The sequence below is a fragment of the Pseudomonas sp. TZ252 genome (assembly GCF_056110345.1).
Window position 1 is genome coordinate 5,501,378 of the sequence record NZ_CM148566.1, and the last position, 26,870, is coordinate 5,528,247.

Consider the following 26,870-nt stretch of genomic DNA (forward strand, 5'->3'; position numbering starts at 1 on the left):
GCTTCACTCCCAGACCAGCATCTGCAGACTGGACTTCACCGGGACTTCCAGGCCGTCGCTGCCGCTCAAGGGCGTGACCTTGCCGCTGAGCGGATCGTGCAGGGTGGCCTCTTTGAGCTTCGGCAGGCGCACGTTGCCGCCGCGGGCCGACCAGAACAGCCAGACCTTGCGACCGTCCTCGCGGGTCCAGCCGATGCTGAAGGAACCGTCGGGCAGGTCCTCGGTGACCGGCGGGTCGGCCGGGCGCAGCTTCGGCCCGGTGACCTTGAGGAAGCGTTGCAGGGCCAGGTAGACCGGCTTGGGGTTGGCGTCCAGGTCGAGCAGGCCGTAGTCGCGGTCGCGCACGCTGGCGCGCTGGTCGAGATCGCTGAGGGTGAAGAGGAAGATCCGGTCGTAGTCCAGCGCACTCATCAGCGCCAGGCGACGCAGCACGTAGTCGGCCTGGCCTTCGACGCCAATGATGTCCTGCAACTCCTTCGGCCCCTTGTAGGCCGACCAGCCCCACTCGGTGCTCCAGATCGCCGGCACGCCGGCGTTGCGCAGGGCGCGGTTGATCTGGTTGGCGTGGGAGACGAAGTCCAGGTTCCACGGGTAGTTGCCTTCCGGCAACTGGGTATAGGGGTGGTAGGTGGCGATGGTGCCGAGGCTCTCCACGCCCAGGTGGCCGAGGGCGTCGAACATGGTGCGGCCGTCGGGCATCTCGCTGAAGAAGGCCATGCCGGCGGAAACCACCGGCTTCTCCGGGTCGACCATGCGCAGGGCGATGGTGCTGGCCTGGAGCAGCTTGGCGTAGCCTTCCGGATCGGCCTTGGGCCGCCAGAAGCCGATCAGGTTGGGCTCGTTCCATACCTGCCAGGCGGCCACGCTCGGGTAGCGCTGCGAGAGCATCGCCATGCGCCGGGCGAAGACTTCCGGGTCGCGCGGCGGATACTGGTCCTGGAAGGGCGAGTAGAACGGCGCGGTGGTGATGAAGCGGGCCGAGCCGACCAGGTAGAACACCGACTTCAGCTGGCGCGCCTCGAGATCCTTGACCAACTGGTCGAGGGAGGCCAGCTGGTACTGGTCCTCGGCGGTTTCCAGGCGGTCCCAGTGCAGGTCCAGGCGCACCCACTCCAGCCCCAGGTCCTGCAGGCGGTCGATCTGCTTGTTGTAACGCTCCGGGCTGAACCAGAGGAACTGCGCGTTGACCCCGAGGAAGTCTTTCCAGACCACCGCGCGAGGCGCCTTCAGTACCTGGATCTCGGCGTCGGCGGGACGCCCCCAGAACACCAGCAGCAGTACCACGGCGAGCAGCGCGCTGCCGCCCAGATAGAGTCCCTTACGTGCCATGAACGGTTCCCACCATGTCGTTGAACAGTGCCTGGAAGCGCAGCGCGGTGCGCGGCCAGGTCCGCGCATGGCCGATCGCTCCGGCGCGCTCGGCCCAGGCCTGTGCCAGGCGGGGTTCGCGAGCGAGGTTCAACAACTGTTCGGAGAGGGCTGCCACGTCTCCCTGAGGGTAGATGGCGCCGTTGCCGCTGGCGACTTCCTCGGCGAAGGCGCGAGCGTCCGAGGTGATCGCGCCGCGCCCGCAGGCTGCCGCCCAGGACAGGGCGCCGCTGGTGCCGCGCTGCTGGCCGAGCAGACCGAGTTTCTTCGACTCGCGGTACGGCAGGACCATCACGTGGTGGGCCTGGATGGTACGCGGGATGTCCGCGGCGGCCAGGTTCAGGTTCCAGTCGATGGCGTCGGCCAGGCCAAGCTCGGCGATCTGTGCCTTCAACTGGTCGAGGTAGTTGCCGCCGGCGCCGAAGGCCATTTCCGCGGCGGTGCCGCCGGCCAGGGTCAGGCGCACGCGCTGGCGCATCTCCGGCGCGCTGGCGAACAGGTCGGCGAGGGCCTCGAGCAGGTCCTCGATGCCTTTGCCGCGATAGATGAATCCGAAGTACAGCAGGCGCAGGGTGTCCAGCGACGGCAGCGGCACCGTGGCGATCTCCAGGTTGCCGTGGTTGATCACCTCGACCCGCCCGGGCGGCAGGCGCATCCGCCGGGCCAGGCACTCGCCGCCCAGGCCGGTGAGGGTCACCAGGCGCGTCAGGCCCTGGGCCACGGCACGCTCTTCGCGCAGGGTCAGCGGGTCGGCGAGCACCACGGCGGCCTGGGGCAGGGGAGAGGGCAGGCGTTCCAGCAGGTTCAGCGGCCAGGGCAGGCGCTCGCGGCGCCAGACCATGCGCTCCGGATCGTGCACCGTGGCGCTCAGCGGCAGGCGCGGGAAACGCTTGCGCAGCTCGCGCAGGGCGATGAACTCACCCAGGCGGCCGCCGCCGAGTTCGGCATGGACCAGGTCGAAGCCGTTCCAGTCGACGCTGTCCAGCCGGCTGGCGATATTCGCGCTGTCGGCCGCCACGCCGGCGAGCGGCGTGGCTACTTCGATGCCGAGACCCTGCAGGGCGTTGCGGAAATGACTGGCGTAGTCGGCGATGCCATTCTTTTCCGGCGGCAGGGGCGCGAGGAGGGCGATCCGCATCAGAACGCGCTCCGGTAGCGGGCGATGGTCTGCAGGACCTTGCTCGGCACCTCGAAGCGGCGCCGGTTGATGATGATCCCGTCGACCTTGCCGAACGCCGTGGTGAGGATGGTCAGCGCATGCTCGACCACCGGCACGGTGCTCTTCTGCGCCTCTACCACCAGGGCGATCAGGTCGGCGCGGCGCAGGGCGATGAAGGCCTCGCGGCTGTCCAGCAGGGCCGGCGCGTCGAGCAATACCACTTCACCCGGCTGGGCCGGTTCGCCGCCGATCCGCACGCGCACGCCGTTTTCCTCCAGCAGGCGGCGCAGTTGCTCGATGATGAAGGTCACGCCTTCACCGTGGCGCGCCGAGGTCAGGCCCAGGGTCAGGCCCTTTTCCTCGATGCGCGCGTAGGGCAGCAGCCCGTACAGCCGGTAGATGCTGGCGGTGAAGGCGTTGCTGCTCTCCGCGGTGCTGTTGCTCAGCTCCGGCAGGGTGGTCCACAGCGGCAGGCCGAATTTCTCCTCGACCAGGCCGCCGTCGTGGATGCGCTGGTCGAGCAGGTAGCAGAGATAGACCACCAGCAGGCCGACGGCGAGGCCGAAGGGCACGGCGAGGAACAGCATCAGCAGGGTTTTCGGGAAGATCCGCCCAGGGTTGTAGGTGGCTTCCTCGATCACCGAGATGTTGCTGATCTGGCTCTTGTCCAGTTCACGGTCGATCCGCGATTTCTCCAGGCTGTCGACGTACAGCGCGTAGTTGCGCTCGGTGGCGTTCAGCTCGCGCTGCAGGCGCGCCAGGGTCGGCTCGATGTCCAGCGCTTCGCGCCGTTGCGCCTCGAGTTCGGCGAGCTGCTTTTCCTGCTCCGCGAGCTGGGTGCGCAGGGCCGCGTTGTTGCTGGTCTCGTCCAGCAGGACCCGTTCCAGGTGAGTGGTCAGGGTGTTCGGCGCGCGGTCCTCGGAACTCTGCACGGTGGCGCCTTCGTCCTGGACTTCCTTCTCCAGGGCACGGATCGAGGCGTCCAGGGCCTTCACCGGCGGCGCGTCGTCGGTGTAGGTGCGCATCATGTCGGCGCGTTCCAGGCGCTTCTGGTTGAGCAGCCGGCGCAGGTCCTGCTGCGCCGGGTTCAGCGCGATCTGCCGCACCGTGACGATCTCCCTGGGCAGCCCCTTGAGTTGCTGGCGGGTGGATTCCAGGGCGCTGTCGGAGGAGGCGATCAGGCGGATCGAGTTGAAACGCTCGCCGCGCAGCACGTTGATCCGCTCGGACAGGTCCTGCAGGCGGTCCTCGATGCTGGATGCGCCGATCTCGTTGAGGTGCTTGAGGATCTGCGCCTTGTAGCTCTTGATCTGCGCCGCGCTGTCGGCAGTCTGCGCCTCGTAGAAGGCGTACAGGCTCTTGCGGCCGAGCGCCTGGGTGCGCTCTTCCATGTAGATCTCGATCCAGGCCTTGACCACTTCCTGGGCGACTTCCGGCTCGCTCCAGGTGAAGCTGATCTCCATCACCGTCGAGCCGGCCGCATGGGTGACCTCGAATTTCTTCTCGAGGTCCTTGGCCAGGCGCTCGACCGCGGTGGTTTCCTCGATCACGCCGAAGGTTTCCAGGGTCACGCGAATCCCGTCGAACACCGCGCCGATGGCCTTCTTCACATAGAACTTGGTGCGCTTCCACAGGCCCTCCGGCGGCGGCCGGTTGGCCAGCACCTCGAGGTAGCGCTCGGCCACCTGACGGACGATCGGCCGGCCGGTGAGCAGGCGTTCTTCGTCGACGATAGGGTCGCGCTGGGTGCTCGGCATCACCAGCGCCTGGCGGTTGCTGATCTCGATCGGCAGGGTCGAGTCACGGCCCGGCTTGACCAGCAGGCGTGCGTTGGACTCGTACTTGGCCGGCAGCAGGAAGGCGCCGAGGACGATGATCACCACCGCGCTGAGGGCCGCCAGCTTGAACTCGCGCTGGTAGATGAACAGCAGGCGCAACAGATCACGCAAGGAACGAATTTCTATCATGGCGATGTCGCTCCTCAGCGATCATTGTTGACGGTGTAGCTGACGCCGACGCCGATGGACTTGGCGAAGGGCAGCAACTGGTTCAGGTAGACGTCGACGCCCTCGATACGGTCGCCGACCATCGACTTGGGCACGAAGACGATGTCGCCACGCTGCATGGCCAGGGGCTTGCGGCCTTCCGGCCCGATCTTCATCAACTGGCTGAAGTCGAGGAAGTAGGCGTGATAGCGGCCTTCCGAGTCCTCGCGCATGAGCGCCACGCGGCGGGCGTCGCCCACCGGCAGGATGCCGCCGGCGCCGAGGATCGCCTGCTCCATGTTGTTGGCGGCGGGGATCGGCACGGCCGACGGGTTGCGCACCGCGCCGCCGACGAACACCGTATTGCCCGGCGCCTGGTTGATGTTCACCGTGACCCGCGGCTCGCGGTAGATCGGCGCGAGCTTGGTGGTCAGCTCGTTGGCGATTTCCTGCGGCGTGCGGTGCGCGGCCTGGATGCGACCGATGAACGGATAGTAGATGCTGCCGTCGTTGAGCACGGTGTACAGCGTCAGTTCATAGATGGTGGCGACGTTGAACGCCGAGAGGGTCGGCATCTCCCCGGCATCGCGGACGATCCGCAGGGTGTCCCCGACGCGCACCCGCTCCATCGCCGGCGGTAGCCTGGCGAGTTCTTCCAGGGCACGCTTGCCGCTGTCCACGGTGTCGCTGTCCGGTGCGGGAATCCGTGCGGGGGTGTTGCATGCGGCCAGGGCGAGCATGGCGAGCATGAGGAGGGTGCGTTTCATGAGGGAGCACTTCCTGTAGGTCATGATGTTCACTTCCAGTAGCCTGGAAACATGCTGATGCGGCGCTTGAGGGCGACCGGCAGGTGGCGTTCCAGCTGGCCAAGGCGGTAGCCGAGCAGCTTGAACGCGCTACGCAGCGCTATTTCAGGTACGCGATACAGGGCACCGGCGGCACGCAAGGCCTGTATCTCGGCGAGGACATAGCGCTTGCCCTCGCCACCCGCGCCGCCGAAGGCGGCACGTATCCAACGCTCGCGGCCGTAGAACACGCCGATGTCGAAATAGCGGCGGAACTCTTCCAGCAAGCGGTAATCGTGGGAATGGTAGACCTCGGCGCTGGCCGCGTAGCGCACCGCGTAGCCGGCCTGCAGCAGGCGCGCGGCGACGTAGGCGTCCTCGCTGCCGATGACGTCTTCGGGGAAGCCGCCGACGGCCGCCAGGGCGTCGCTGCGGTAGGCGGAGAACGAGTCGGAACTGAAGCAGGTCTTGATCCCCAGTTCCGAGGCGTCGGCCAGGCGCTTGCTGCGGCTTTCCGGCGGGTAGTTGAAGCGCCGCGCCTGGGCGCCGAGCAGGCCGGCGCCGGGGTGCGGCAACTGGCGGCCGTAGGCCACGCCGATGTCGGCCTCGGCATAGAGTTCGTCGAGCAGGTTGGCGAAACTGTCGGGCGAGGCGGGAATGGCGTCCTGGGTCAGGTAGATCAGCGCGTCGGCCTCGACCTGCTGGCTGGCCCAGCGCCGCGTTCCGCCGTGGTTGAAGCTGGCCGGCTCGATGACCTCGACCCGCGCGCCGAAGGCGCGGAAGCGCTCCACCGTGTCGTCGCTGGAGCGGCTGTCCACCACCAGGATGCTGTCCGGCTGCCGCCGTTGCGCGACCAGGGCCGGCAGCAGCCGGTCCAGGTGCGCGCCGGCGTTGCGCGTGGGAATGACCAGGGCGCAGCGCATCAGGCTTTCTTCTCGTCGCTGGCGGGGGCGCGACCGTAGATGTCGTTGAAGCGGACGATGTCGTCCTCGCCGAGGTACTCGCCGCTCTGTACCTCGATCATCACCAGGTCGATGATCCCTGGGTTGCTCAGGCGGTGGCTATGCCCGGCGGGGATGAAGGTGGATTCGTTGGTGTTGAGGAGAAACTCGCGCTCGCCGTTCTCCACCAGCGCCATGCCGCTGACCACGATCCAGTGCTCGCTGCGATGGTGGTGCATCTGCAACGACAGCGAAGCCTTGGGGCGCACCACGATGCGCTTGATCTTGAAGCGGCGGCCTTCCTCGAGCACGGTGTAGGTGCCCCAGGGCCGGCTGACCGTGCGGTGCAGGCGGAAGGCGTCGTGGCCGCGACGCTTGAGTTCCTGGGCGACGAACTTGACGTCCTGGCTGCGCGCCGCGTCGGCCACCAGCAGGGCGTCGGGGGTGTCGACGATGATCAGGTCGTGCACGCCGACGGCGCCGACCAGGCGCTTCGGCGAATCGATGTAGCAGTTGCTGACGTCGTGCAGCACGCTTTCGCCGCGTACCTGGTTGCCGTTCTCGTCCGCCGCGCTGAGTTCGCGCAGCGCCTGCCAGGAGCCGATGTCGCTCCAGCCGATGGAGCAGGGCACCACGGCGACCTTGTCCGAGCGCTCCATCAGCGCGTAGTCGACGGAGATGTCCGGCGCCTCGGCGAAGGCCCCGGCGGCCAGCTCGCGCTGGCGGCACTGGCCGTTCTCCAGGCTGCTGCCGTCGGCCAGGGCGGCGCGGGCGGCGATCAGCACCTCCGGCGCGTGGCGCTCCAGTTCCTGCAACACGGTGGCGGCCTGGAAGCAGAACATGCCGGCGTTCCACAGGTACTTGCCGCTGTCCAGGTAGGACTGGGCGGTGGCCTGGTCGGGTTTCTCGACGAAGCGTGCGACCCGGAAGCCGTTGCCCAGCGGGGCGCCCTGTTCGATATAGCCGAAGCCGGTCTCGGCGCGCTCCGGGGTGATGCCGAAGGTCACCAGGTAGCCTTGGGCCGCGAGTCCGCGAGCCTCGGCCACCGCCGCGGCGAAGGCCTGCTCGTCGCGGATCAGGTGGTCGGCGGGAAGGATCAGCAACTGCGCCTGGTCGCCGAAGTGCTCCTGCACATGCAGCGCGGCGGCGGCGATGGCCGGCGCGGTATTGCGTCCCACCGGCTCCAGCAGCAGGTCCTGGGCCAGGCCGCTGCGGTTGACCGCGCGGTAGTCGTCCAGGGTGCGGAACAGCAGGTCGCGGTTGGTCACCGTGAGCAGGCGGGCGACGTCCGGCAGCCCGGCGATACGCAGGAAGGTCTTCTGCAACAGGCTCTGGTCATCGGCCAGGCGCATGAAGGGTTTCGGCATGCTCTCCCGGGAAACCGGCCACAGGCGGGTCCCGGAACCGCCGGAAACGATGCAGGGGATCAGCGGGGCGACGGCGTTCATCAGTAGACTTCCTTGGTCAGGAGTACGGCTGGCACCGTACGGAACAGGATGTAGAGGTCGAACCACACCGACCACTTGGCGATGTATTCGAGGTCGTATTCCACGCGTTTCTTGATCTTGTGCAGGGTGTCGGTCTCACCGCGGTAGCCGTTGATCTGCGCCCAGCCGGTGATGCCGGGCTTGACCCGGTGGCGCGAGCTGTATTCGCTGACCGCCTCCTCGAAGGGAATGCCGGCGGCCTTGGTCGCGGTGGCGTGGGGGCGCGGGCCGACCATCGACATGCTGCCGGCGAGCACGTTGAACAGCTGCGGCAGCTCGTCGATGCTGGTCTTGCGGATGAAGCGGCCGACCCGGGTGATGCGGTCGTCGTCGCGGGTGGTCTGGCGTTCGGCGTTGGCGTCGGTCCTTTCCGTGTACATCGAGCGGAACTTGAAGACCCAGATCAGCCGGTTGTTGTAGCCGTAGCGTTTCTGCCGGAACAGCACCGGCCCCTTGGAGTCGAGCCTGATCGCCAGGGCCACCAGGGCCATCAGCGGGGCGAAGAGGACCAGCGCGATGCTCGCCAGGACCAGGTCCTCGCAGCGCTTGATCAGCGGCGACCAGCCGCGCAGCGGCAGCTCGGACGCGTTGAACATGGGGATCCCGGAGACATCGACGATGCGGTTGTGGGCATGCCGGAAGGCAGCCATGTCCGGCACCAGCAGGACGTTCACCGGCAATTGCCGCAGGCGATGGACGATGGCGCCGATGCGCCCCTCGGCGAACCAGGGCAGGGCGACCAGCACCTGGTCGACCTGTTCCTGGCGGATCAGCTTCTCCAGGTCCTTGGTGTTGCCCAGCAGCGGCAGCGAGTTGTAGTTCTCCGGGACCCGCTCGGAGCGGTCGTCGATGAAGCCGATGATGCCGGAGCGGATGTCGTGGTTGCGTACCAGGTATTCGGCCAGGTGCATGCCGCTCTCGGTGAAGCCGAGGATCACCGTCCGTTGCAGGTACATGCCGCGTTTCATCCAGGCCCGGTACAGGCGCAGCACCAGCAGGCGCTGCACGCCGAACAGCAGCAGGCTGCCGGTGAACCAGAAGATCACCAGCTTGCTGCTGAGGTAGGGAAACAGGCCCAGGCCCTGGTACATGAACAACAGCAGGCAGAACGCCGAGGCCCAGGCGAAGAACATGATGCGGAAGCGCAGGCGGTTGCTGAAGATATCGTCGGAGTAGACGTCCAGTGCCTGGAACATAATCACCGTGAGCGCGCCGAAGAACAGCAGCAGCCCGAGCATGTTGCTGCGCAGCTCCACGGGAACCAGGCCGGGGTAGTACAGCAGGAACAGCGCCGGGGCGATGGCGGTGAGCGCGTGTACCAGTTTGGTCGCGACCAGGAAGTACTCGATGAATCCAGCCCGTGTCAGCGACAGGCTTTCTACCGACTTCGAATGCATGTTGTTTGCTCTGCCGATCACGGGCAGTCCATTGAGTGGATAGGGAAGAGCAAGGCGGTGAAGCGTCAATTTAGTGACTATTTTTCATTTGCCACGCGGTTTAGTCATTTTCCCGTCGAATAGGTTCATTCGTCGATAGTGGCTTTGTGATAGCTATCTTAGCATTCCCAGGGAAATATCCGTAGTCTGGGTAAGTTTTTTTAGTCAATTTATTGACGTATTTCTGGCGCCAAACTTTTATCCAAACAGTAGACGAGGAAATCTGACGCCGCCAATCCGCGAGCGCTCTGGCCTGGGAAGCGAAACGGGGTGAAAGGTGAGGGCAGGCCGCTCGGTCAGGTGGCTAGCCGCCGGTTCGAAGACCCGCCTGTCCACTGGCGCTGCGGGCTGCCTGGGCAGGATGCGCCTGCGGTTCCATGACGCAGGTTGGCCGTTCGAGCGTGCCGGTCCGACCTGGGGGGCTTGGCGGACGTTGTCCGTTGCCCTCGTCGAAGGCGGAATAGGTTCGGGCCCGCGGCGTGCGCGGACGGCTCTACCAGAACCAGCCGCCGCGCGACAGCTCCTGCTGGCAACTGCGGTACTGGGCGCCGAACAGCGAGGCGCGGGACTGGACCTTCTGCGAGACGTTCTTCAGCCATGGCTTGGCGTCGTAGCTGCGGTTGCGGTAGCCGCCCCAGCCCTCGTGGTAGTTCAGGTACTGGCCGTAGGCGTCCCACTTGGAGACGCCGTTGACCCGCTGGCTCTTCTGGATGTACCAGCCCATGAAGTCCAGGGCGTCGGCGAAGTCGTCGCGGCTGGCGCCCCAGCCGCCGGCCTCGCGTTTGTAGTCGGCCCAGGTCTCGTCCTTGGCCTGGGCGTAGCCGTAGGCGGAGCTGACCCGGCCCCAGGGGATGAAACCGAGGAAGTAGTAGCGCGGCGGCAGGGCGTCGTGCTTGAAGGACGATTCCTGGTACATCATCGCCATCGGCACCTGGACCGGCGCGCCCCAGCGCTGCTGCATCTTCAGCGCCGCCTCGTGCCATTTCGGTTTTTCGCGGAAGATCTCGCAGAGGTTATCGGGATTGGCGGGGGGCTTGGTGGCGCAGCCGGCAAGAGCCAGGAGCAGGGCCGGCATCGAGAGCCGCAGCATGAAGGGGTCCTTTGGCAGACGTCTGGGTCGCTTAACGCTGGCGCTTTATACCCGCTTTCCGGCACTCCATGCATCCCCAGGCCGATTCGCTGCCTGCGGGCATCGGCGCTTCCTCAGGTCAGCCTGGGCGTCTCGGCCTGGCTGGGGGCTCCCTCCAGGCGCGGCCCCCAGTCCTCGACCTGGCCTTTTTCCAGGCGCCGCTCCAGGGTGCGCTGCCAGGATGGCGTCAGCGGCAGCGCCAGGCACTGGCGCAGCAGCTCGGCGTCGGCTCGCCTGTCGAACAGCACCTCGGACAGGCGCAACAACGACCAGTCCGGATGGCGCCGTTCGACCAGTTGCAGGATATCGCCAGCCGCCACCACGCCTTCCTCCAGCACCCGGTAGTACCAGCCGGTGCGCCCGGACTCCTGCACCCTCAGGGACATCCCGGCGACCTCGAAGCGGTCGTTGAGCTTCCAGCAGGGCATGCGCCCCTGGGAAACTTCCAGCAGCGCGGTCCCGGCCCGCACGCGGTCGCCGAGGCAGACGTCGGCTTCGCTCCAGCCGCTGGTGCTGAAGTTCTCGCCGAAGGCGCCCGCCTGCATCAGCAGGGGATGTTCGCCCAGTTCGGCGATCCAGGCGGCGTAGTGTTCGCGCGGATAATGGTGGATCGCCTTCTCGACGCCGCCATGGACGCGCAGGTCGCCCTGTTCGTCGCCTTCCAGGCCGACGGGGGTGACCCTGAGCGCACCGTCGCGCGGAGACTTGGCGATGCCGCTGCGCGAGCCGGGGCGGGTGAAGGGCCGGGCGCGGCCGGTGAGAAGGGCATCCAGGGGTAGGGCAGGCAGGGGCATGGGAGGGTTCTCTAAGATGCAAGATGGTATCGACTAAACACAATATAGAGTCCGCCAAGCCTTCGCCCGCTGTCAAGCCGCCAGACCCTCCGGATGCGTCGATAACCTCGGTGGGCGGGGAGACCCCAGGACCTAGCTGAGCTGGCCGTGGGATTCTGAAGCTCGTCAAGAATCTTGGCGTAATGGTCACGCTGGCTTGCACGCTACGGTGCTTACGACATTACTTTGCGTACGGAACCTAGCGCAGAAGTAACACAAGATAAGTGTTAAATCGATATCTCCAAGCATGAAATGGATTTTCGAATCTATAAATTGTAGCGAATACCTCTAGTCGACTCATCTACGATAGTTACAATCTGGACGACAAGTCATTAGTACTCTCCATGGGGTGTTTAATGAAATAAAAGCGCAGATAAGACATGGTGCCGCTAAGGACCTGCCGAAGAGGGTGTCCGAAAATATCCGGCATTTGTCCGAAGATACTCTAGCAAAAAGATGCTTCATACTGGTTTTATCAGCTTTCGGGCTAGTAGTACGCATGAGGCGGCGGATGGAAATAATGAAAAAGACTGAATCTATCCTGTTGCTGATCCTCCGGGATATGCGGCGATGTTGGGTCTTGTTTATTGCGGGCGTCTATTGATGAGTCTGCCGATTCATCCAAGGGCGATATCGATCATGCTGCAGTGTTTCGTGTTGCTAAATTGAAAGCATAGTCCAAGGGAGGCGGATACCTTCGCGACTCAGATAATAGTAGTGCATGGCATGCGTGCGGAGTAGTGTTAAGCGAGTTAAAATTAAATATCAGTAGATGGTGAAATGCCTTGATCTTCACCTTTAAGAGAAAAGTCCTTAAGGACTTAACCTTGCTCCACTACCGGATAGTCACTGGCTGTTAGCTGGGTCGAGACGAGCTAGCACAAACTGAGAGATCGACAAGAATGATAAATAAGAGAAATGCTATTTTCCTCTCAATGATTCTCATCTTTTTTAGCATCGCCTGCATTGGTAGTGCAGGTGTGAGAGTGTGGAATTTTTACACTTTGTTTGACTCGGGGAAAATTGCTGAAAATTTTCGAGCAATGCCGAGACTGTTTAACTCGGTCCCAATAAAGAAGAGCGGAGCGGCTCATTTTTTTGAAAAAAACCTCAGGGATATGCCTGGCTCATTTAGCTTTCAAGGTCACGAGATTGGCTTTAAAGACTGGTTGGCGAGCAGCAATACCACCGGCCTTATAGTTCTCAGTGACGATCGCATTGCCTTTGAGGAATACTACCTGGGCAATAGTGCGAAAAGCCTTGCTATTGGCTGGTCGCTAAGCAAATCACTAATGTCCCTCTTGATTGGAATGGCAGTTGATGAAGGATCAATACACAGTCTGCTAGATCCTGTGAACCTGTACGCCCCACAGCTTTCTGCTGGCGGATATGCGGGTGTTTCTTTGAGAGATGTGCTTGAGATGTCATCAGGAATAGCTTTCAGTGAGGACTACGGGAATTCGGACTCCGATATCAACCAGCTAGGTAGGACTATAGCGCTTGGCGGATCAGTAAATGAAAAAGTGAGTTCATTGAGAAGAGAAGATGCCCCGGGGAGAGTGCACCACTACGTTAGCGTAGATACCCAGGTGCTTGGTATGGTCTTATTGGGCGCGACTGGTATGGGCCCCTCACAGTTTATGAATCAAAGACTTTGGCCCCAACTGGGTGCCGAATGTGAAGGTGCTTGGTTAACAGACGATCGGGGCACAGAGCTAGCATTCGGTGGGGTGAACCTTTGCCTAAGAGACTTTGCACGCATTGGTCTATTATTTCTTCATGGCGGTCGCAGCCTGACTGGAAGTCAAATTGTAAGTGCTGAGTGGGTCAAGGCATCAACCAAACCTCGGAGTGCTCACTTGCGTCCTGGACGTTACATAGAGGATGGTGAGCCAAATCTTGGGTATGGTTACCAGTGGTGGATTCCAGAAGGCAAAGAAGGGGAGTTCTTGGCTATCGGAGTGTACGGGCAGTTTATTTATGTAAATCCACTTAGGCGTGTGGTGATTGCAAAGACCTCCGCGTATGTCGACTACAACGTTGACGGCATCCGTATGGAGCATGAGGCACTTGCAGCGTTCAGGGCTATATCAAGAACAGTAGGGGTGAGGTGAATATAGACATGGTGACCGAACACATATTTGATTTTGAATGGCGCCCTCTGCAGAACTATCTTCGTGATCGTGATATCGCAATACCACCCTTTGCGGCAGAACAAGAGTCAAGAAGTGACGCACTTTACAACTGGATAGTCAGCAAGGGGTATTCAGGAAAAGAAGGACTGAATCTTGGAACTTATTACCATATATCTGATTATGGCGTGATAGGATTGGCGTTGCTATGTGCCGAGAACGTAGGTGATATTTTGAAAGTCATCAGGGCCTATGTCAAGTTGTTCAATCGTGATATAGCTAATGTTGGCGTCAAGCCTAGGGAGAATTACGAAGTAGAAATCCATATTTCAGTTAACTTTAAGCCAGAGTGGAATGACGCATCCCGTCAGTTTCATGTAAATGTTATAGCCTCTGCAACCTACAAGCTCATTATGGATCTGTTAGGTAATGACTTTCCCATCTCTGCATTGACAGTGCCTGTGCACGGCGCAGATAAAACAATATATGAAGGTTTCTTTTCTTTGCCTGTGAAGCATGAAGGAAATGACATAATATTTAGCTTTCCAGCTCATCAGTTGAATAGAACACTGGCGACTGCCAATCCGGCGGTATTTCAGTCGGCCCTGACTATGGCAGGTGAGAGTTTCAATGCTCTGTTGGAAGTAGAGATGGGAGGGCTCCGTCAGCGAATCGAGTTATTCCTTGATTCCATACCAGATCAATACCCTAGCTTGGTGACTACCGCAAAGTATTTACGCATGAATGAGCGGACGGTAAGACGTCGCTTGGCGGACGAGGGCTGCACTTATCGCCAGATTGTAGATAAGGCCCGCAAAGAACGAGCAATTGCACTGCTACTGAATTCATCGATACCAGTTGATCGTATTAGCGATATTCTGGGGTACTCGGAAACAGCGAGTTTTAGACATGCATTCAGACGTTGGACCGGGCAGTCTACTACAGAATTCAGAAACAGTTTCCACTGATCTATCTAGTTTGAGATTGGGCAAGGAGCATCTTATGAATTTCAATAATCGTAATAATCAGATTCTGTCTATGATTGCCGAGACTCAGTTCGATGCTTACGTTTTGGGCTATATTGCGAAGGCGCGGACAATCTCGATTGCTGATGATTCCCTTCGCATTGAGGCCGAAGGATCAGCAATGCTTGCTGGACTAATTAGCGACTCATGCAGGAAGCGTCGAACTCAAAAGAATCCATTTCCATATCTGCTACTTCAGATTGCGCACGAAGCCTTGGATCGAATCAGGCTTAATCTCGCAAATATTCGTAATATATCTAGCGCTGATGCATTGTATAAAGAGCTGCTTAGTCAGGCTGCGTGGGACGCCTCAGTTGCTATGGATAATATATCGGAATTTGTCGAGCCAGATCAGGGTGGCGTCAGAGTAATCGAGCGACTTGTCGAGTTTGCACATAATTCGGGTATTGCAGAAGGTCAAAACCTGGCGCTGGAAGCTCTTGCAGTTCTTGGCTTAGACGTCAAGAGTCATTTTTAGATACTAAAATAAAAGACTGCCTCTTTTTCAAGGAGGAAGAGCGTTGAGGATAGTTTGCCTATTGGTATTGCTGAGTCTGATCGGCGGCTGCTCCCATTCAGTCACTTTGCAGGAGCGAGCAGAGCAAGAGGCCATTTTTATCCAGGAATTCCGCCAGGAATTCGCCAAGAGGCTTCGTTACCCGCTGTTCGCACCGGGAGATGAGATCCCCGAGGCCGATGTTATGGTGTTTTTCCGCTTCGCAAGCTCGTCGGGGCGCATAAGCAGTTGCCGGGTACAGTACGGCGCGGGGAATGATAAGAGCCGCAGTACGCTCGATGAAGTCTTCGCCAAGCGCGTGATAGCCACCTGCCGCGAGCCCGATCTACCGGTTGCTCCGCCGGCGCTGCTGGATGGTGGCGGAGGTTTCAGCTTCAAGCAGAGAGTGATGTTTCGCAAGGAAGTGGAACGCCTCAGGTGAGCAGCGTTCAGCGTCTAGGGTCGTTGCCGCAACTTTTTCCAGCTCATGCTCAATGACGTCTAAACTTTAGTGATGTTGAACATGAAGTGCTGGTAAAACAGAATGACTCTTACAAGTCTGCTTGTGTTTTTTGGGCGGACTAGCCTGCTCGACGGAACTTATAGATCAGTCGATCTGACCAGCAAAAAAACCATCCTATATGGGATCACCCAGCGCCCCACCTAGCTGCTTTCATGCAGGGCATAAACATGAAGCTCAAAAGCATTAGCATTTTTGCCATACTCACCCTTTACTACAATATCACTCTTTGTGTCGCTGAAGAACCAAAGAGCTACTTCCCTCCTGGGGATTACTATAGGACTGGAAATAGTGGGCTGCTGACGATATCTCCGTTATTCGAAGGACTTCAAAAGTTTCGGATACGAAGCACTGGACACAATGCACATGCTTGCGGATTGAATGGAACTATAGAGTCAGGTCATGTGCAGGTCGACGTCCGTGGCATCGGCGATATGTCGTGCGATGTCGTTTTCAAACTGAATGATGACAGAATTACCATAGAGAAAGGAGCCGCAAGCAGGGACTGTCAGGGCTTCTGCGGGGCGGCAGCAGGTTTTACTGGTACGTATTGGAAGCCTTCCCCAATCTGCGAGCCCGCCTCTATAAGATTCAACGACAAGCAAGTGAAGAAAGCACTGAAGAATAACGAGACAGAGAAGGCCTACTGGATTTCTCGAAAACTGATAACAGAGTGTAGGGATATGTTTGAAGGTTTTGGTTATCTCTCTCGTGTTTTTCATACGGCACATCTCTCCTTGTCTGCCAAAAACCACCAATGCAAGAAGATACTAGAGAAGGGCAGCTTCTTCAGAGACCTGAAGCGAGAGTATTTGCCGGAAAAAATGCAAAATGAATATGATAAGTATTCTACTGAGTTCAATCGTCTAGAAAGCGAGTGCGAACAGTCAATGAAATAACAAATTGGCTTCACTAAGCAGAGGAGACTAAGGTGGATAGAGAATTGGATCAGACCCTTCAGCGCAATCTGGAGCGGCTATACAATTACCTAGAAAATCCAGAACGAGAGGAGGCACAGCGTGTTCTGCTCGCAGCGGAACCAGAGCCTATCCGAATTACTCACGGAATTCCTGACCTCTATACCGACTGGCTGTCATCCCCCAGCTACTCAGCACAAGGTGGGTTGACGGGGCAACTGACGCAGGTCATAAGCCAGACTGCCGGGCGGCCCGTTCTAGTCTTCGACGACTACTTCAAGGTTCATGAGGTCACTATTCGTACGGTCGCCGAAACCGGAGGAGCCAACAGTATTTCGGTGAGCGACCTCCAGGTGCAATTGAACCAGCAGATCAATACCTTTATCCAAGACCGCATCGATGGTGACAAAGCCGATAAGGTCAGCCGCCTCCAGTCCAATATTTCCTATCTGATTGAAATGGGTATTAATATCGATTTCACCGCCCGTCATGAGCTTCCTCCTGGTGGGCGAGGCAACAGAGCTACTATTCCGACCTCTGACCCCAACGGTGAATCAGGTGTAACGATTGGCTATGGCTTCGATGTCGGCCAGCACGATGAATCCGGCATTCAGGCTCTGAACATTGCTGAATCCACGCGCAAAAAAATTCGCCCCGCCCTCGGCTTGAAAGGAGCGAACACCGCGACCTTCCAGGCATTAGCCCAACTCATCCCGGTACTCACAGATGAAGACGGGCTGTCCCTCTTTACCGCCAAGATGATCAAGGTCACTGATCGGATGAAGGTGAAGTTCCAGCAGTGGAGCACCTTACCTCCGGCGGTCAAAACCATAGTGACAGACCTGTATTACCACTATGGTGAGTATTCCTCGTTCCCAAACTTTGAGACTGCTATTTCCCAGAGCGACTGGCCAGCCGCCATTAGGGAGTTGAGGAACTGGAATGGTACTCCCAACAGTACCGATCCGAGCGATGGCATAGCCAGGCGATTGAACAATCGCGCGGACTATCTCCAACGATCCCTGGGACTCTAGAGGTGGCGACGATGGCCGAGATCAATATCTACCAGAATCCTGGTCAATCCCTGGCTAATATCTATAAGGGTTTTGCCCGTCAATGCAATCCTGGCTTTGTCTTCCCCGAAGCACAGACTATAGAGGCATGGGACATTCCGCTGAGGCTACACCCGGAATTCATTCCGGGCGGAGACATCAGCAAAGCGGACCAGCAATACTCGACGTTGCTTGCCCAGGAAATAGCCAACGGCGTAACCATTGGTTTCAGGATGGTTAATGAAAAGGAACGTGTTTGCAACGTTGAGATACTTCCTTTGCTCACCTCCATGGCGCAGAATCTTGATCGAATAAAAGCCCGTTTCGGCAGTGGATATCTTGACCGCTTCAAGGGCAGTCCGAACGTCTATCCAACCGACGTTGGTTTCTCTACGGATGCATCCGGAGGCATTTCGCAGGAATCCGGACTACTGGTTACCTACGGTGTGAATCTGAGGACACTGACTCCTGGTACTTGGCAGGCAATGACGCTCCCTGAGGATATCAAAGCGTTAGTCGGACCTGGTGTTGGTTTACGTCTGGACGCTCCCAACTTCAGCGACGTATTCAATACGATCAAATCGGGTCTCCGCTATACGACCGCAGTAGCCTTGCTGCTGGCCTATTTCGCAGCGATCTAGTGTTATCTGGCCCTCTCCTTCGATAAAGAGGGCCAGATAAAAAATTATCACGCCCGCTAAATAATATGTGGATACCATCGTCCTTAATTCCGGAACTCGGAGAAGCGTTATTCCACACTGTCAGGTGTTGGAAAAACTCAGCTGGTTGGCCCGCAGCGCTATTTGTAGCGGTTTGCAAACGAAAGTCGCTACACTTATCGAACTATTTTTCTAGAAACCTGTCGACTCCCCACATGGGGAAATTCGTGTCACAGTTATAACTCCACGCTATACGTGTGGATGCCCAAACGATTTGCGTACCGATTAAGCGAGTCCAGTGATCCAAATACGCGCACAAGTTCACGTCGAGAACGTAGCGGGTAATATTGACCGTCGGGACTGTAGCGCACTTGGAGCTGCCAACCGTGGCCGGAAGGCGCAGGAATAGCACGTAAGTCCCGCGCAGCTCCGGCAACCACTAGTATCTTCAGTGCCTCGGCGCTGATTGACTCACGCATGGCGACTTCGCCTCGATGGTGGCGTGTTATCCAGGGCAGCGGCGATATCTTCCGGCATCAGTTCTCGCTGCGCCTTCTTCGACAGCATCTTGCCTTGCGTTGACTGCCGCGGATTTCCCGGTACCGATTGCGAGCGCCGACTGTCGCGCTGCGCTTGGACGAGCTGGGCGACTTGCAGCACATGACCCAAGCGCTTGTTCTCGACGATGGCACCCTGGTCTATCTCGCAGAGTTTGTCGTAGGTGGTAAAGGGGAGGGCGGTGCCGTCCACCCTGGGCTCGATGCGGCCATCCGGGTAGTGGTAGATCTCGACATGATCACCCGCCAGGCGACGGGACTGCGGAGTGTCCGCTAGCAGATACAGCACCTTGTCGTACTGCACGGTCAACCGCTGCGAAACTCGCCGCGCTTCTCGCCAGGCGAAGATCAGATCCAAATCTTCATCACTGTGCAGCGGGCGATGGCAGTCATGCTCAGAGCGCGGCGGCTTGGCAAAACGCGCGTTGTAGCTGGCCATAAAGTGGGCTGCAAAGGCATTGGCGTCGGGCATGTTGCTGATTCCGCGAAGCCGCAGCTCCTTGACCAGGCGATCCTGCAGAGTGAGGTTCGCACGCTCCACACGACCTTTGGCCTGGCTGCTGTTGGCGCAAATGCTCTCGATGTTCAACTCGTACATCGCTCGGCCGAACTGGGTATAGCCGTCGCCGCCCTGAGGCGCCTTGTGGTTACTGCGGAACACGCTGGCTTTGTCGCTGTAGAAGGCCAGCGGCTTTCCATCATCGATCTGGATCAGTTCGCCGCAACAGGCGCGCCGGTTGCGTGGCTGATAGACCTTGGGCGGCCGTTGCTTGCGCGGTACCCACATGCCGGCATCAACCATGATCCGTCGTACCGTTTCTTTGGCCAGCTTAAGGCCGTGGCACTCGACCAGTTTTTCCTGGGCCAGAGTTGGACCAAAGTCGCTATAGTTCCGTCGAATCAAGCTAATGGCGGGATTCTCCAGACCTGGCGACAACTGCCGGTTACTCGGCTGACCACGTCGACGAGATGTTAGGCCGGCTGGGCCGTCCTCGCGATAACGCAGAACCAGCCGGTGCACCTGACGTGTCGTCAGGCGCAGACGCTGCGCCGCAGCGGCAGGTTTCAACCGACCCTCGATGATTGCCTCGATGACCTTGAGGCGATCCAGCTCCCGCATGCTCATGGTGACCCATCCGCAAGTTGCCGCAGTCATGGCGTGCCTCCTGTGATGCAGGAGGGAAACCCTAGACGCCATTACTATTTGGCCGTAACACCATGGATTCGCATAATGTATATTATGTTAAATTAAATGCTATGTTAGAAGCCAGGATGATTCAGTCCTAAAGCGTCAAGCCCGATCTGGCGCTGTGCTGTACGGTGGTCGCTAAGCTGCTACCTTCAACGCTCAGGCGTCCTCAGATGTCATTGCCGAGGGCCTGGTGGTTGCGATGATGACGTCGTCCTCTGAGGTCACCGTTGCCAAGTACCCCTCAGATCTCATCTCGTTGACTAACCTCCGGTTTGACTCGGTGTTTCTTACCTTGATCTTCTTGACCTTCGCGCTCACGGTTTTGAAGTCCTCATCGTCGAGCAACCCTAGAGCTGCGGCAACCTCCGGCCACTTCATCCCAGGAAGACATTGTGTCAGCATTTCAGAGCGCTGCTCCGAGGTTAGGCTCGCGTTGCGAACCAGATGTCGCAGCACAGGCATCAGCGGATCAGCAAACCTTTCGCCAGCTTTATTGGCCAGCATAGATACACGGCCGAGCTCTGGAACCGCTTCCGGTTTGCTTTCAATCGTCTCTAGGCTAAGCCCTGACCACATCTGAATTTTCTGTGTGAGTGGCAGCGCTTTGCTTTTGCTCAGAGTGAGCATCGAGTCGAGCTGGAGAGAACTGATATCGATCTCTGCCTTTGCTAGATCCCACCGTTCAACCAGGTACTGGCCTTCGAGATGTGGGCAAGTATTCAGTACGATCTCCCTGACTTCCGAGCTGTATGGCAGAAATGATGAGGCTACCAGCATGACCCACCGCCCTTCAGGTAGCGCTGCTTTTATCATTGATAGGTCTTGAAGCACGACGCCATCGAGCAATATTTTGAGCACGTCATTACTGATACTGGTGGAGCTCAGAAGATACTGTTGCAGCGACCAGTCTGCGCTCGTTGACTGCCACAGCTTGCCCTTGAGAGACGATGCGTTCCGAACGATGAAATCGGTGAACACCGTTTGTAGTGGTCAACCCATCCCGGACAGTGGGTTGAGTTTTTCTTCGGCCACCGCAGGTGGTACCGCTGGACTTCCTGCGCCGTCAGGTAGCCAGTCGGCGGGACCCATTCCGACTTCAGGCTGCGGAACAGACGCTCCATCGGCGAATTGTCCCAGCAGTTCCCCCGGCGGCTTATGCTCTGCTGCATCCGGTAGCGCCACAGTCGCTGCCGGAACAAGCGGCTGGCGTAACTGGCTGAATCCGAATGGAACAGCACCTATTGTGGCTTGCCGCGCTGTTCGTAGGCCATGTCCAGGGCCTTGATCACCAGCTCGGCATCCGGCTTGGCCGAGAACGCCCAGCCGATCACCCGCCGTGCCTGCAGATCCAGCACCGCCGCCAAGTAATGCCAGCGGCCTTGCGCCCAGATGTACATGATGTCGCCACACCACACCTGATTGGGACGCTGGACCGCGAACTCGCGGTTCAGCCGATTCGGGATATCCGGCCGCTCAACCATGGCCTGTCTATAGGCGTGCGAGCCCGGTTGCTTGCTGACCAGGCCCAGCTCACGCATCAACGCGGCGCGCATCGACCCGACGACGTCGAAGACGGTGGACGTAGTAGCAAGACCGCGCCACATCGAAAGCTGAACAGACCACTTCCACCGACTATCGAGTTTGTCCGACATCAAGAGAGCGGTAGCCTTTTTTAGGATCGCTTTCTCCCGCTCCAGCCGGTTGATCCGAGCCTCCAGCTCCTGGATCTTCTGCTGTTCTGGGGCGAGCGCCTTGCTCTTCGGGGTCACGCCGTCGCGCTCCTGCTGGAGCTGTTTCACCCAACGGCGCAAGGCCGACCCAGCGAACGGCAGGCGTCGATATGGCTGTAGCCTTGGTCCAACACCAGGGGCGCGGCCTCTCGCTTGAACTCGGCGGAAAACGTACGTCGTTGCTTGCTCATCAGACACCTCTCTCACGGCAAGGATTGTCGCCTAAATCGGTGTCCGGGATTACAAACTGCCCTTCAAAGCTAGCTATTGGTCGTTCTCTGCCGGTCTCAGATCCGATGCAAATGCTTAGTCCAGTCAAATGCAATCAGGTGGTCAAGTAAGCGCAATTGCGCAGCGGCGAGCGGTAGTTCAGTGCGCTGCGGATGTTCCTCGTTGTAATCCTCTCTCCCCTTCAGGGCCTGACACAAGAAGGGCATAATGGCATAATGCAGCCACCTGCATCGCTTGCTGCCAGGAAGCGATGACGTAGCGATAAGGAAGTCGCCCCGCAATGCTCTTCCCTTGCTTTCCGTCATTTCTTGATATCCGTAAATCATCACTACCCTCTCGATGCAACGACCAGAGTTGCGGGTAGTTCAAGGAGAGACCGTGCGTTCGACTCTGCCACCACTCACTGGTTTGCTGATGCTTGGTCTGGGCGGGTGTGTTTCGTTCCATCCCGCCGGTCCCATCGGCGCACCTTCAGAAACAGCGCAAAGCACCTACCCGCACGCTGTTCAGGTGGAAGAGGTACAGATCACCGACAGGAAAATTACCAATGCTGACTGGCGCCGCACCGTCAGCGCGGCCCTGACCCAACAGATCGGGCAGCATGTCGAGCGCGGTGAGTATTTCGGGCGCTTGATCAGCTTTCCAGCGAAGGTCGAAGGCAATGACGTTGTGTTGAAGTTCAGCTTCTCCTCGCTAGAAGGCAAGCGAACCCCGCATCCCGGCTATATCCCAGGTGCCCTGCTGACACTGACTGCATGGATCTGGGTGAACGGCCCAATCTACGTGGACAAGTACGATCTGGTCGGTGACCTGTTGATCGAAAACGCTGAGGGCAAGGCGCTGGCCAGCAGCCACAAAGCACTGGACGTCCAGCAGAACACAGGCCTCTGGGATCACGACTATGCCGCCTTCTCCCTGGGCAGTGTGCAACTCACTCAACTGGTGGAGTCGCTGCTGAAGGATGCCACTGCGCAGTTGCCCTGCCCTGAGGGGGAGCCTTGTGAAAGCAAGCCGGATTGACCAGGGAACGGTTGCAGTCCGCCAAACCGGTAGTTTCACCATCCAAACAGCAACAACGGCGATTCAAAGCATTAGCCACTGCAAGATCATCCAGAAGGCCGATGGCTACGCCTTTTTCTCACACCCTACCGATAGCACCCCCCAGAAGGAGGCAGCGAGAGCAGGGTCACGCTTCGCGTGACGCGCTATCCCTCCTCGCCCAAGGACGAGGTTTCTCGCGCAAGACTGATGAAGAAATACCACCTCGCGCTATTAGGCGCTCTCTGCCTGCAACTCACCGGCTGCATTTCCTATTCGCACCAGCAGCAGGCAGACGCCAGCGCTTGGCCGATTCCACTGAACTCGGCCAAGCCCACCGTCAGCCTCAAGGTCGATACCGACTATCAGTTCAACGGTACCCCCAGTCAGCGCGGATTCAATCTACCTCGCCTGGAGAGACTGCTGATCAAAGAGTACCAGAGCAGTCAAGCGTTCGAGCAAGTCGCGCTCGGACTCAATACTGCGGACGTCTACGCCAAGGTGAAGGTTAGCAACCATGAAACCGGCAGCATGCTTCTGGCGATCCTCTCAGGCGCTACTTTACTGGTGATTCCGGGAACCTTTGACAATGAGTGGATCATGGAGACTCGTTTCTTCGATGCCAATGGCAAGGAACAAGGACGCGTGGTCAAACGGGAGATAACGACTACCTGGACGCAGCTACTGCTGGTGTTCGCCCTGCCCTTCAACGAATCGACTGATGAGATCTTGGCCAAGTTGGCACGGAGCACTCTGGAAGAAGCAAGTCAGCGCAAGTTGCTCTGAATGACGTTACGGTAGGGGGCATCAGTAGGCCGACCAAAACATCTTGGCGTAAGACTGGGTAGGTGTGATGATCAAGGCAGTCAATGTGCCCGCGTTGCAGTGACCTGCCCCCAGTTTTAGTACCGCTGCCTAGTTAGTAGGCCCTGGGGTTGATATTAATTTTTCCTGCTTCAGCTGCTGCTGGCGAGTTCGCCAACTTGCAGCAAATTCTGCCGGGGTGGGATTGCCAATCGCGCTGTGCGGTCGGTGTGCGTTGTAATCCCGCCGCCAGGCCGCGATGCGGATTCTCGCTTCGGCCAGCGAACAGAACCAGTGCTCATTGAGGCATTCGTCCCGGACTTACCGTTGAACGACTCGATGAAGGCATTCTGCGTGGGCTTACCAAGCTGAATCAGCTTCAGCTTGATGTCGCGCTGATAGGGCATTTGATCCGCCGCCCGTTGCTCAGTGCATCGAAGACGAAGTCCATCGACCAGACTTGGTTTGGTGCGCTCGGCAAACTCAGGCGTTCGCGCTCCACCGCGACGCCATGGCGGCGGCGCCGCCGTTTCACCATCAAGCCGGCAGCGCGGTACAGGCGATAGATCCGCTTGTGGTTGACCTGCACGCCAGCACGCCGCAGCAGGATGTGCAGGCGGCGATAGCCAAAGCGCCGGCGCTCTTGGGCCAGTTCCACCAGTTGGGCTTGCAGCTCGGTGTTTTGCACACTGGCTCGCGGCTGGTAGCACAACACCGAGCGGGACAGCCCGATCAACTGACAGGCACGACGCTCGGAGATGCCGGTTCGCGCCTGCATCTCCTGCACCGCCTCCCGCCGTGCTGTCGGGCTTACCCTTTTCCCCGGGCGACCACTTTCAGCGACTCGATGTCGAGGTGGGCCTCGGCGAGCAATTTCTTCAATCGGCTGTTTTCCAGTTCAAGATCCTTCAACCGTTTGGCGTCCGCCACGGTCATACCGCCAAACTTGGCCCGCCAGGTGTAGAACGAGGCATCACTGAAGCCGTGTCGGCGACACAGTTCCTTCACCGGCACACCGGCCTCCGCCTGCTTGAAGAAGTCGAGAATCTGCTCTTCGATAAAACGCTTTTTCACTGCCGTCTCCTGCTCGGAAAACGGACTCTACTAAGTTTGACGTGGTACTGAAACCGGGGGGCAGGTCACCGCCTCTGCACGGAGCCCACTGCATGAAATGCTGTATCGCCGATACGGGCCCGTCATGAGCAAATACTCATCCTCACGCTGAATGTCCCACAGCCATGACGGTCCATCTATGCCGCATATTCGCAGCCTGCCGGCTGCTCTGGCACTCCGTCTGGACAATGGATTGGCAATCAACAGTCGAATGGATAGATCGACGTTGAATGCATTGGGACGACGTCCGCTGTCTTGAGTCGAAACCGGAACATGACATGAAGATGAAATTGTAGGTATGTTCCATTGACGATGACGGCGCTGCTGCGGCAAGCGCCGTCCTGCATTGAATATTCAAAAAGTGCTCTGGCGGGACTCATCTTTCTATTCGAAGATGAAACGAGCAGGCAACCATAGCAGAAGGACGACGGATGTCACCTAGCCCCTCCCCCGACGAGCGTCGGCTTGTATTCGAAGCGCGCCGACTGACCATTGAAGCACTGGTGAAAATCTATCTTGAGCAGGTTTCTTCCTCAAGGAACCTGGTGACGGTCTACCTTCGCCTCATGTTCACTTTGTCACTCGGTGCCCTCGCCGGCGTGATAACTCTATATGGGACCATGCTTCGCTTTGGCACTTCGGCCAGTATCAGCATGATCACTCCCCTGGAGGTGGTTCTTGCTATCGCAGCGCTTGCGGCCCTGGTCACTTCGGCTCTGCTTTCCGCGCGGGCGCTCCAGAAAAGTGCATTCGATGTCGCTCCGCTCTTGCATAACCCATTTCCAAGCGCGGACTCGGTGATCGATTCAATATTCGATGCAGACGATATCGATGAGCGGCAAATACTCAGAAAGCTTTATTTCGCCCTGGACAAGACTGTCGAGCATCAGCCTCCTCTCAGGCTCAGCACTCGTCTGATCACCCTCTTCCTTATTGGCGGTCTTTTCCTGACCGGGGCATCCTTTTTACTGTGAAGAGCGCGTTCGGTCTTTATGGTTATTTATCATCATCGATCAGGGGAGTACTCCAGATCACCAGTTCAAGGGCCGCGGCGATCTGAATGCGATGATCGGCAAGCCGGACGGGCAACAGGTCCTGGGCACGCTCCAGCCGGCGCAGCAATGTGTTGCGATGCGTGCCCAGCGCTTCTGCGGTCTGGGTGACATTGCAGCCATTGGCCAGGAAGGCGTGCAGCGAGCGCTGAAGCACCGAAGGCTCCGTCGCCAGCCGCCCCAGGGTGCTCAAGACGAACTGCCTGGCCGCGCGGTCGTCCTGGGTCATCAGCGACACCATCCTCACCTGGTCGATGGTGGCAACGGCGGGTGCGCCCGCCAGGCGGCCCATCAGCCTTTGCGTCGTCAGTGCCTCCAGATGCGAGCGACGGAAGCCATTGACTCCCGTGCCCGGCGAGCCGATTGCCGCGCGAATCCCTGAAAACCGCAGTGCGATGCCTTGCAGCAGGTTCAGGTCCAGCGGTTTCGCCGCATGGCTCCAGACCCACAGGGTCGCGGGGCCGGCGAATACGATCAACGGCGCCGCCGTGCCCGTGAGTTGCGCCAGGGTACGCGCCACATCCTCCAGAAGGCGGATCTCGGCGTCCGGGCTTTCGCACCAGACCAGGCCGGCGTAGTGCTTCTGGAAAAGGCTGTAGCCCAGCCGCCTGCCGAATTGCTCCGTATCCACATCCCTGCCCTCGAGCAGCCGACTGACCAGGCTTCGTTTGTCGATCGGGTCGTCATGGGCCTGGGCGCTCTTTTCTTCGAGGATGATCTGGGTCACCACACGCATGTTGCTGTCGATGAACTCCGAGATGGACCGCGACGAGACCTCCAGGAATTCCTCAAGCACCCTGGGATCCTGCGTCAGGTTGAAGGCCATCTTCATCCATAGCTCCCAGGCGGTGTTCTGTGTCGACCTCGCGACATTCATCAGCAGCTCGGACAGCCCTCTGCGGGCGAGTTCCCTGGCCGTGTCCACCATGTCGGCCGAGACGTAGGGTTGCACCGGTTCTCCGGGGCGCTGCAGATTGGCGTTCGCCCAATGCAGCAACTCTGCGCGGTTGGCGCGCCGGCACGCCGCGAGGATGACCGGGTCCTCCAGCAGCTTGGCATCTTCCGGTGAAGAGAACAGCGCCTGATTGAGGCGCTCGACCCACTCCGGCGGCAGCGTCTGAGCGAGCTCGGCGCCTTTGCGCATGAGTTCACGAACGGCTTCCGATGGGCGTGGCCAGGAGGATGGCGTACTGGTCATGGGCGGTGCAAAACACTCAAAAATCACAGAG

Annotated in this window: 21 protein-coding genes and 3 pseudogenes; 10 read left to right on the forward strand and 14 right to left on the reverse strand. The window is 59.2% G+C overall.

Annotated elements, in window-relative coordinates; translation table 11 throughout:
* Positions 1 to 3 precede the first annotated feature (3 nt).
* The 9 genes from ACYAF3_RS25410 to ACYAF3_RS25450 all read right to left on the reverse strand — a co-directional run bounded on the left by ACYAF3_RS25410 (position 4) and on the right by ACYAF3_RS25450 (position 11,084).
* The gene (locus ACYAF3_RS25410) at positions 4 to 1,329 is read right to left on the reverse strand and encodes a glycoside hydrolase 5 family protein (RefSeq protein WP_073658275.1); all 1,326 of its coding nucleotides are present in this window, start codon (positions 1,327 to 1,329) and stop codon (positions 4 to 6) included.
* Positions 1,319 to 2,506, reverse strand: coding sequence for a glycosyltransferase family 4 protein (locus tag ACYAF3_RS25415; RefSeq protein ID WP_003158941.1), 1,188 nt, complete (start codon positions 2,504 to 2,506; stop codon positions 1,319 to 1,321). The genes ACYAF3_RS25410 and ACYAF3_RS25415 overlap by 11 nt, the downstream gene beginning before the upstream one ends.
* A complete protein-coding gene (locus ACYAF3_RS25420) occupies positions 2,506 to 4,494 on the reverse strand; it encodes a GumC family protein (protein ID WP_003113719.1) in 1,989 nt (662 codons plus the stop codon). Before ACYAF3_RS25420 ends, ACYAF3_RS25415 begins: the two co-directional genes overlap by 1 nt.
* Before the next feature lie 14 nt (positions 4,495 to 4,508).
* Positions 4,509 to 5,279 carry a polysaccharide biosynthesis/export family protein gene (locus tag ACYAF3_RS25425; RefSeq protein WP_003089227.1) on the reverse strand — a complete coding sequence of 257 codons (771 nt, stop codon included), beginning with the start codon at positions 5,277 to 5,279 and terminating at the stop codon, positions 4,509 to 4,511.
* A gap of 29 nt (positions 5,280 to 5,308) precedes the next feature.
* Entirely contained in the window at positions 5,309 to 6,220 is a 912-nt protein-coding gene (locus ACYAF3_RS25430) for a glycosyltransferase family 2 protein (protein WP_003120154.1), read from the reverse strand.
* Positions 6,220 to 7,686: a mannose-1-phosphate guanylyltransferase/mannose-6-phosphate isomerase gene (locus ACYAF3_RS25435; protein ID WP_003113717.1), complete on the reverse strand. Its 1,467-nt coding sequence runs from the start codon at positions 7,684 to 7,686 to the stop codon at positions 6,220 to 6,222. The genes ACYAF3_RS25430 and ACYAF3_RS25435 overlap by 1 nt, the downstream gene beginning before the upstream one ends.
* The gene (locus ACYAF3_RS25440; protein WP_009876423.1) at positions 7,686 to 9,122 is read right to left on the reverse strand and encodes an undecaprenyl-phosphate glucose phosphotransferase; all 1,437 of its coding nucleotides are present in this window, start codon (positions 9,120 to 9,122) and stop codon (positions 7,686 to 7,688) included. Before ACYAF3_RS25440 ends, ACYAF3_RS25435 begins: the two co-directional genes overlap by 1 nt.
* 532 nt (positions 9,123 to 9,654) lie before the next feature.
* Positions 9,655 to 10,251, reverse strand: a complete 597-nt coding sequence (locus ACYAF3_RS25445) for a transglycosylase SLT domain-containing protein (protein ID WP_003089218.1) — start codon at positions 10,249 to 10,251, stop codon at positions 9,655 to 9,657.
* 113 nt (positions 10,252 to 10,364) lie between these two features.
* The gene (locus ACYAF3_RS25450; RefSeq protein ID WP_105579346.1) at positions 10,365 to 11,084 is read right to left on the reverse strand and encodes an MOSC domain-containing protein; all 720 of its coding nucleotides are present in this window, start codon (positions 11,082 to 11,084) and stop codon (positions 10,365 to 10,367) included.
* Between the two features lie 941 nt (positions 11,085 to 12,025).
* On the opposite strand from ACYAF3_RS25450, the gene ACYAF3_RS25455 reads away from it, so the two are divergent.
* The 7 genes from ACYAF3_RS25455 (at position 12,026) to ACYAF3_RS25485 (ending at position 17,906) form a co-directional block, all read left to right on the forward strand.
* Positions 12,026 to 13,237: a serine hydrolase domain-containing protein gene (locus ACYAF3_RS25455; protein ID WP_003113715.1), complete on the forward strand. Its 1,212-nt coding sequence runs from the start codon at positions 12,026 to 12,028 to the stop codon at positions 13,235 to 13,237.
* 8 nt (positions 13,238 to 13,245) lie between these two features.
* Positions 13,246 to 14,223, forward strand: a complete 978-nt coding sequence (vqsM, locus tag ACYAF3_RS25460; protein WP_003113714.1) for an HTH-type transcriptional regulator VqsM — start codon at positions 13,246 to 13,248, stop codon at positions 14,221 to 14,223.
* Between the two features lie 34 nt (positions 14,224 to 14,257).
* On the forward strand, positions 14,258 to 14,758 hold the full coding sequence (locus ACYAF3_RS25465; RefSeq protein WP_003124674.1) for a hypothetical protein: 501 nt from the start codon (positions 14,258 to 14,260) through the stop codon (positions 14,756 to 14,758).
* Positions 14,759 to 14,801: 43 nt separating this feature from the next.
* Positions 14,802 to 15,218: a hypothetical protein gene (locus ACYAF3_RS25470; protein WP_003115932.1), complete on the forward strand. Its 417-nt coding sequence runs from the start codon at positions 14,802 to 14,804 to the stop codon at positions 15,216 to 15,218.
* 248 nt (positions 15,219 to 15,466) lie between these two features.
* The gene (locus tag ACYAF3_RS25475; RefSeq protein WP_010895605.1) at positions 15,467 to 16,195 is read left to right on the forward strand and encodes a hypothetical protein; all 729 of its coding nucleotides are present in this window, start codon (positions 15,467 to 15,469) and stop codon (positions 16,193 to 16,195) included.
* 32 nt (positions 16,196 to 16,227) lie between these two features.
* Positions 16,228 to 17,247, forward strand: coding sequence for a pesticin C-terminus-like muramidase (locus ACYAF3_RS25480; protein ID WP_019485419.1), 1,020 nt, complete (start codon positions 16,228 to 16,230; stop codon positions 17,245 to 17,247).
* Between the two features lie 11 nt (positions 17,248 to 17,258).
* Positions 17,259 to 17,906, forward strand: a complete 648-nt coding sequence (locus ACYAF3_RS25485; protein WP_023088818.1) for a DUF3218 family protein — start codon at positions 17,259 to 17,261, stop codon at positions 17,904 to 17,906.
* A gap of 489 nt (positions 17,907 to 18,395) precedes the next feature.
* Here the strand turns inward: ACYAF3_RS25485 and ACYAF3_RS25490 are convergent, their stop codons facing one another.
* From ACYAF3_RS25490 to ACYAF3_RS25500, 3 genes and pseudogenes are all read right to left on the reverse strand, one after another.
* Complete coding sequence (locus ACYAF3_RS25490; protein ID WP_031756555.1) at positions 18,396 to 19,637, reverse strand: helix-turn-helix domain-containing protein; 1,242 nt, start codon at positions 19,635 to 19,637, stop codon at positions 18,396 to 18,398.
* A 192-nt stretch (positions 19,638 to 19,829) separates the two neighbouring features.
* Positions 19,830 to 20,654 (reverse strand): annotated as a pseudogene (locus ACYAF3_RS25495) (YobI family P-loop NTPase); the annotation flags it as partial.
* 62 nt (positions 20,655 to 20,716) lie between these two features.
* Positions 20,717 to 21,594: pseudogene (locus ACYAF3_RS25500) on the reverse strand (IS3 family transposase); the annotation flags it as partial.
* Positions 21,595 to 22,012: 418 nt separating this feature from the next.
* On the opposite strand from ACYAF3_RS25500, the gene ACYAF3_RS25505 reads away from it, so the two are divergent.
* Entirely contained in the window at positions 22,013 to 22,654 is a 642-nt protein-coding gene (locus tag ACYAF3_RS25505) for a hypothetical protein (RefSeq protein ID WP_023087971.1), read from the forward strand.
* A gap of 177 nt (positions 22,655 to 22,831) precedes the next feature.
* Positions 22,832 to 23,458 carry a hypothetical protein gene (locus tag ACYAF3_RS25510; RefSeq protein ID WP_169311264.1) on the forward strand — a complete coding sequence of 209 codons (627 nt, stop codon included), beginning with the start codon at positions 22,832 to 22,834 and terminating at the stop codon, positions 23,456 to 23,458.
* Positions 23,459 to 23,587: 129 nt separating this feature from the next.
* Here the strand turns inward: ACYAF3_RS25510 and ACYAF3_RS25515 are convergent.
* Positions 23,588 to 24,550: pseudogene (locus tag ACYAF3_RS25515) on the reverse strand (IS3 family transposase).
* Positions 24,551 to 25,020: 470 nt separating this feature from the next.
* Here ACYAF3_RS25515 and ACYAF3_RS25520 point away from each other — a divergent pair.
* The gene (locus tag ACYAF3_RS25520) at positions 25,021 to 25,563 is read left to right on the forward strand and encodes a hypothetical protein (RefSeq protein ID WP_003122765.1); all 543 of its coding nucleotides are present in this window, start codon (positions 25,021 to 25,023) and stop codon (positions 25,561 to 25,563) included.
* A gap of 22 nt (positions 25,564 to 25,585) precedes the next feature.
* On the opposite strand, the gene ACYAF3_RS25525 is transcribed toward ACYAF3_RS25520, so the two are convergent.
* Positions 25,586 to 26,785, reverse strand: coding sequence for a PucR family transcriptional regulator (locus tag ACYAF3_RS25525; RefSeq protein ID WP_003160255.1), 1,200 nt, complete (start codon positions 26,783 to 26,785; stop codon positions 25,586 to 25,588).
* Positions 26,786 to 26,870 lie beyond the last annotated feature (85 nt).

Coding starts and splice junctions, on each gene's coding strand:
- ACYAF3_RS25415 (WP_003158941.1), bottom strand. CDS start 2,506: ATGCGGATCGCCCTCCTCGCGCCCCTGCCGCCGGAAAAGAATGGCATC.
- ACYAF3_RS25430 (WP_003120154.1), bottom strand. CDS start 6,220: ATGCGCTGCGCCCTGGTCATTCCCACGCGCAACGCCGGCGCGCACCTG.
- ACYAF3_RS25435 (WP_003113717.1), bottom strand. CDS start 7,686: ATGAACGCCGTCGCCCCGCTGATCCCCTGCATCGTTTCCGGCGGTTCC.
- ACYAF3_RS25465 (WP_003124674.1), top strand. CDS start 14,258: ATGAATTTCAATAATCGTAATAATCAGATTCTGTCTATGATTGCCGAG.
- ACYAF3_RS25425 (WP_003089227.1), bottom strand. CDS start 5,279: ATGAAACGCACCCTCCTCATGCTCGCCATGCTCGCCCTGGCCGCATGC.
- ACYAF3_RS25485 (WP_023088818.1), top strand. CDS start 17,259: ATGGCCGAGATCAATATCTACCAGAATCCTGGTCAATCCCTGGCTAAT.
- vqsM (WP_003113714.1), top strand. CDS start 13,246: ATGGTGACCGAACACATATTTGATTTTGAATGGCGCCCTCTGCAGAAC.
- ACYAF3_RS25475 (WP_010895605.1), top strand. CDS start 15,467: ATGAAGCTCAAAAGCATTAGCATTTTTGCCATACTCACCCTTTACTAC.
- ACYAF3_RS25455 (WP_003113715.1), top strand. CDS start 12,026: ATGATAAATAAGAGAAATGCTATTTTCCTCTCAATGATTCTCATCTTT.
- ACYAF3_RS25490 (WP_031756555.1), bottom strand. CDS start 19,637: ATGACTGCGGCAACTTGCGGATGGGTCACCATGAGCATGCGGGAGCTG.
- ACYAF3_RS25445 (WP_003089218.1), bottom strand. CDS start 10,251: ATGCTGCGGCTCTCGATGCCGGCCCTGCTCCTGGCTCTTGCCGGCTGC.
- ACYAF3_RS25525 (WP_003160255.1), bottom strand. CDS start 26,785: ATGCGCAAAGGCGCCGAGCTCGCTCAGACGCTGCCGCCGGAGTGGGTC.
- ACYAF3_RS25450 (WP_105579346.1), bottom strand. CDS start 11,084: ATGCCCCTGCCTGCCCTACCCCTGGATGCCCTTCTCACCGGCCGCGCC.
- ACYAF3_RS25520 (WP_003122765.1), top strand. CDS start 25,021: ATGTCACCTAGCCCCTCCCCCGACGAGCGTCGGCTTGTATTCGAAGCG.
- ACYAF3_RS25410 (WP_073658275.1), bottom strand. CDS start 1,329: ATGGCACGTAAGGGACTCTATCTGGGCGGCAGCGCGCTGCTCGCCGTG.
- ACYAF3_RS25440 (WP_009876423.1), bottom strand. CDS start 9,122: ATGCATTCGAAGTCGGTAGAAAGCCTGTCGCTGACACGGGCTGGATTC.
- ACYAF3_RS25420 (WP_003113719.1), bottom strand. CDS start 4,494: ATGATAGAAATTCGTTCCTTGCGTGATCTGTTGCGCCTGCTGTTCATC.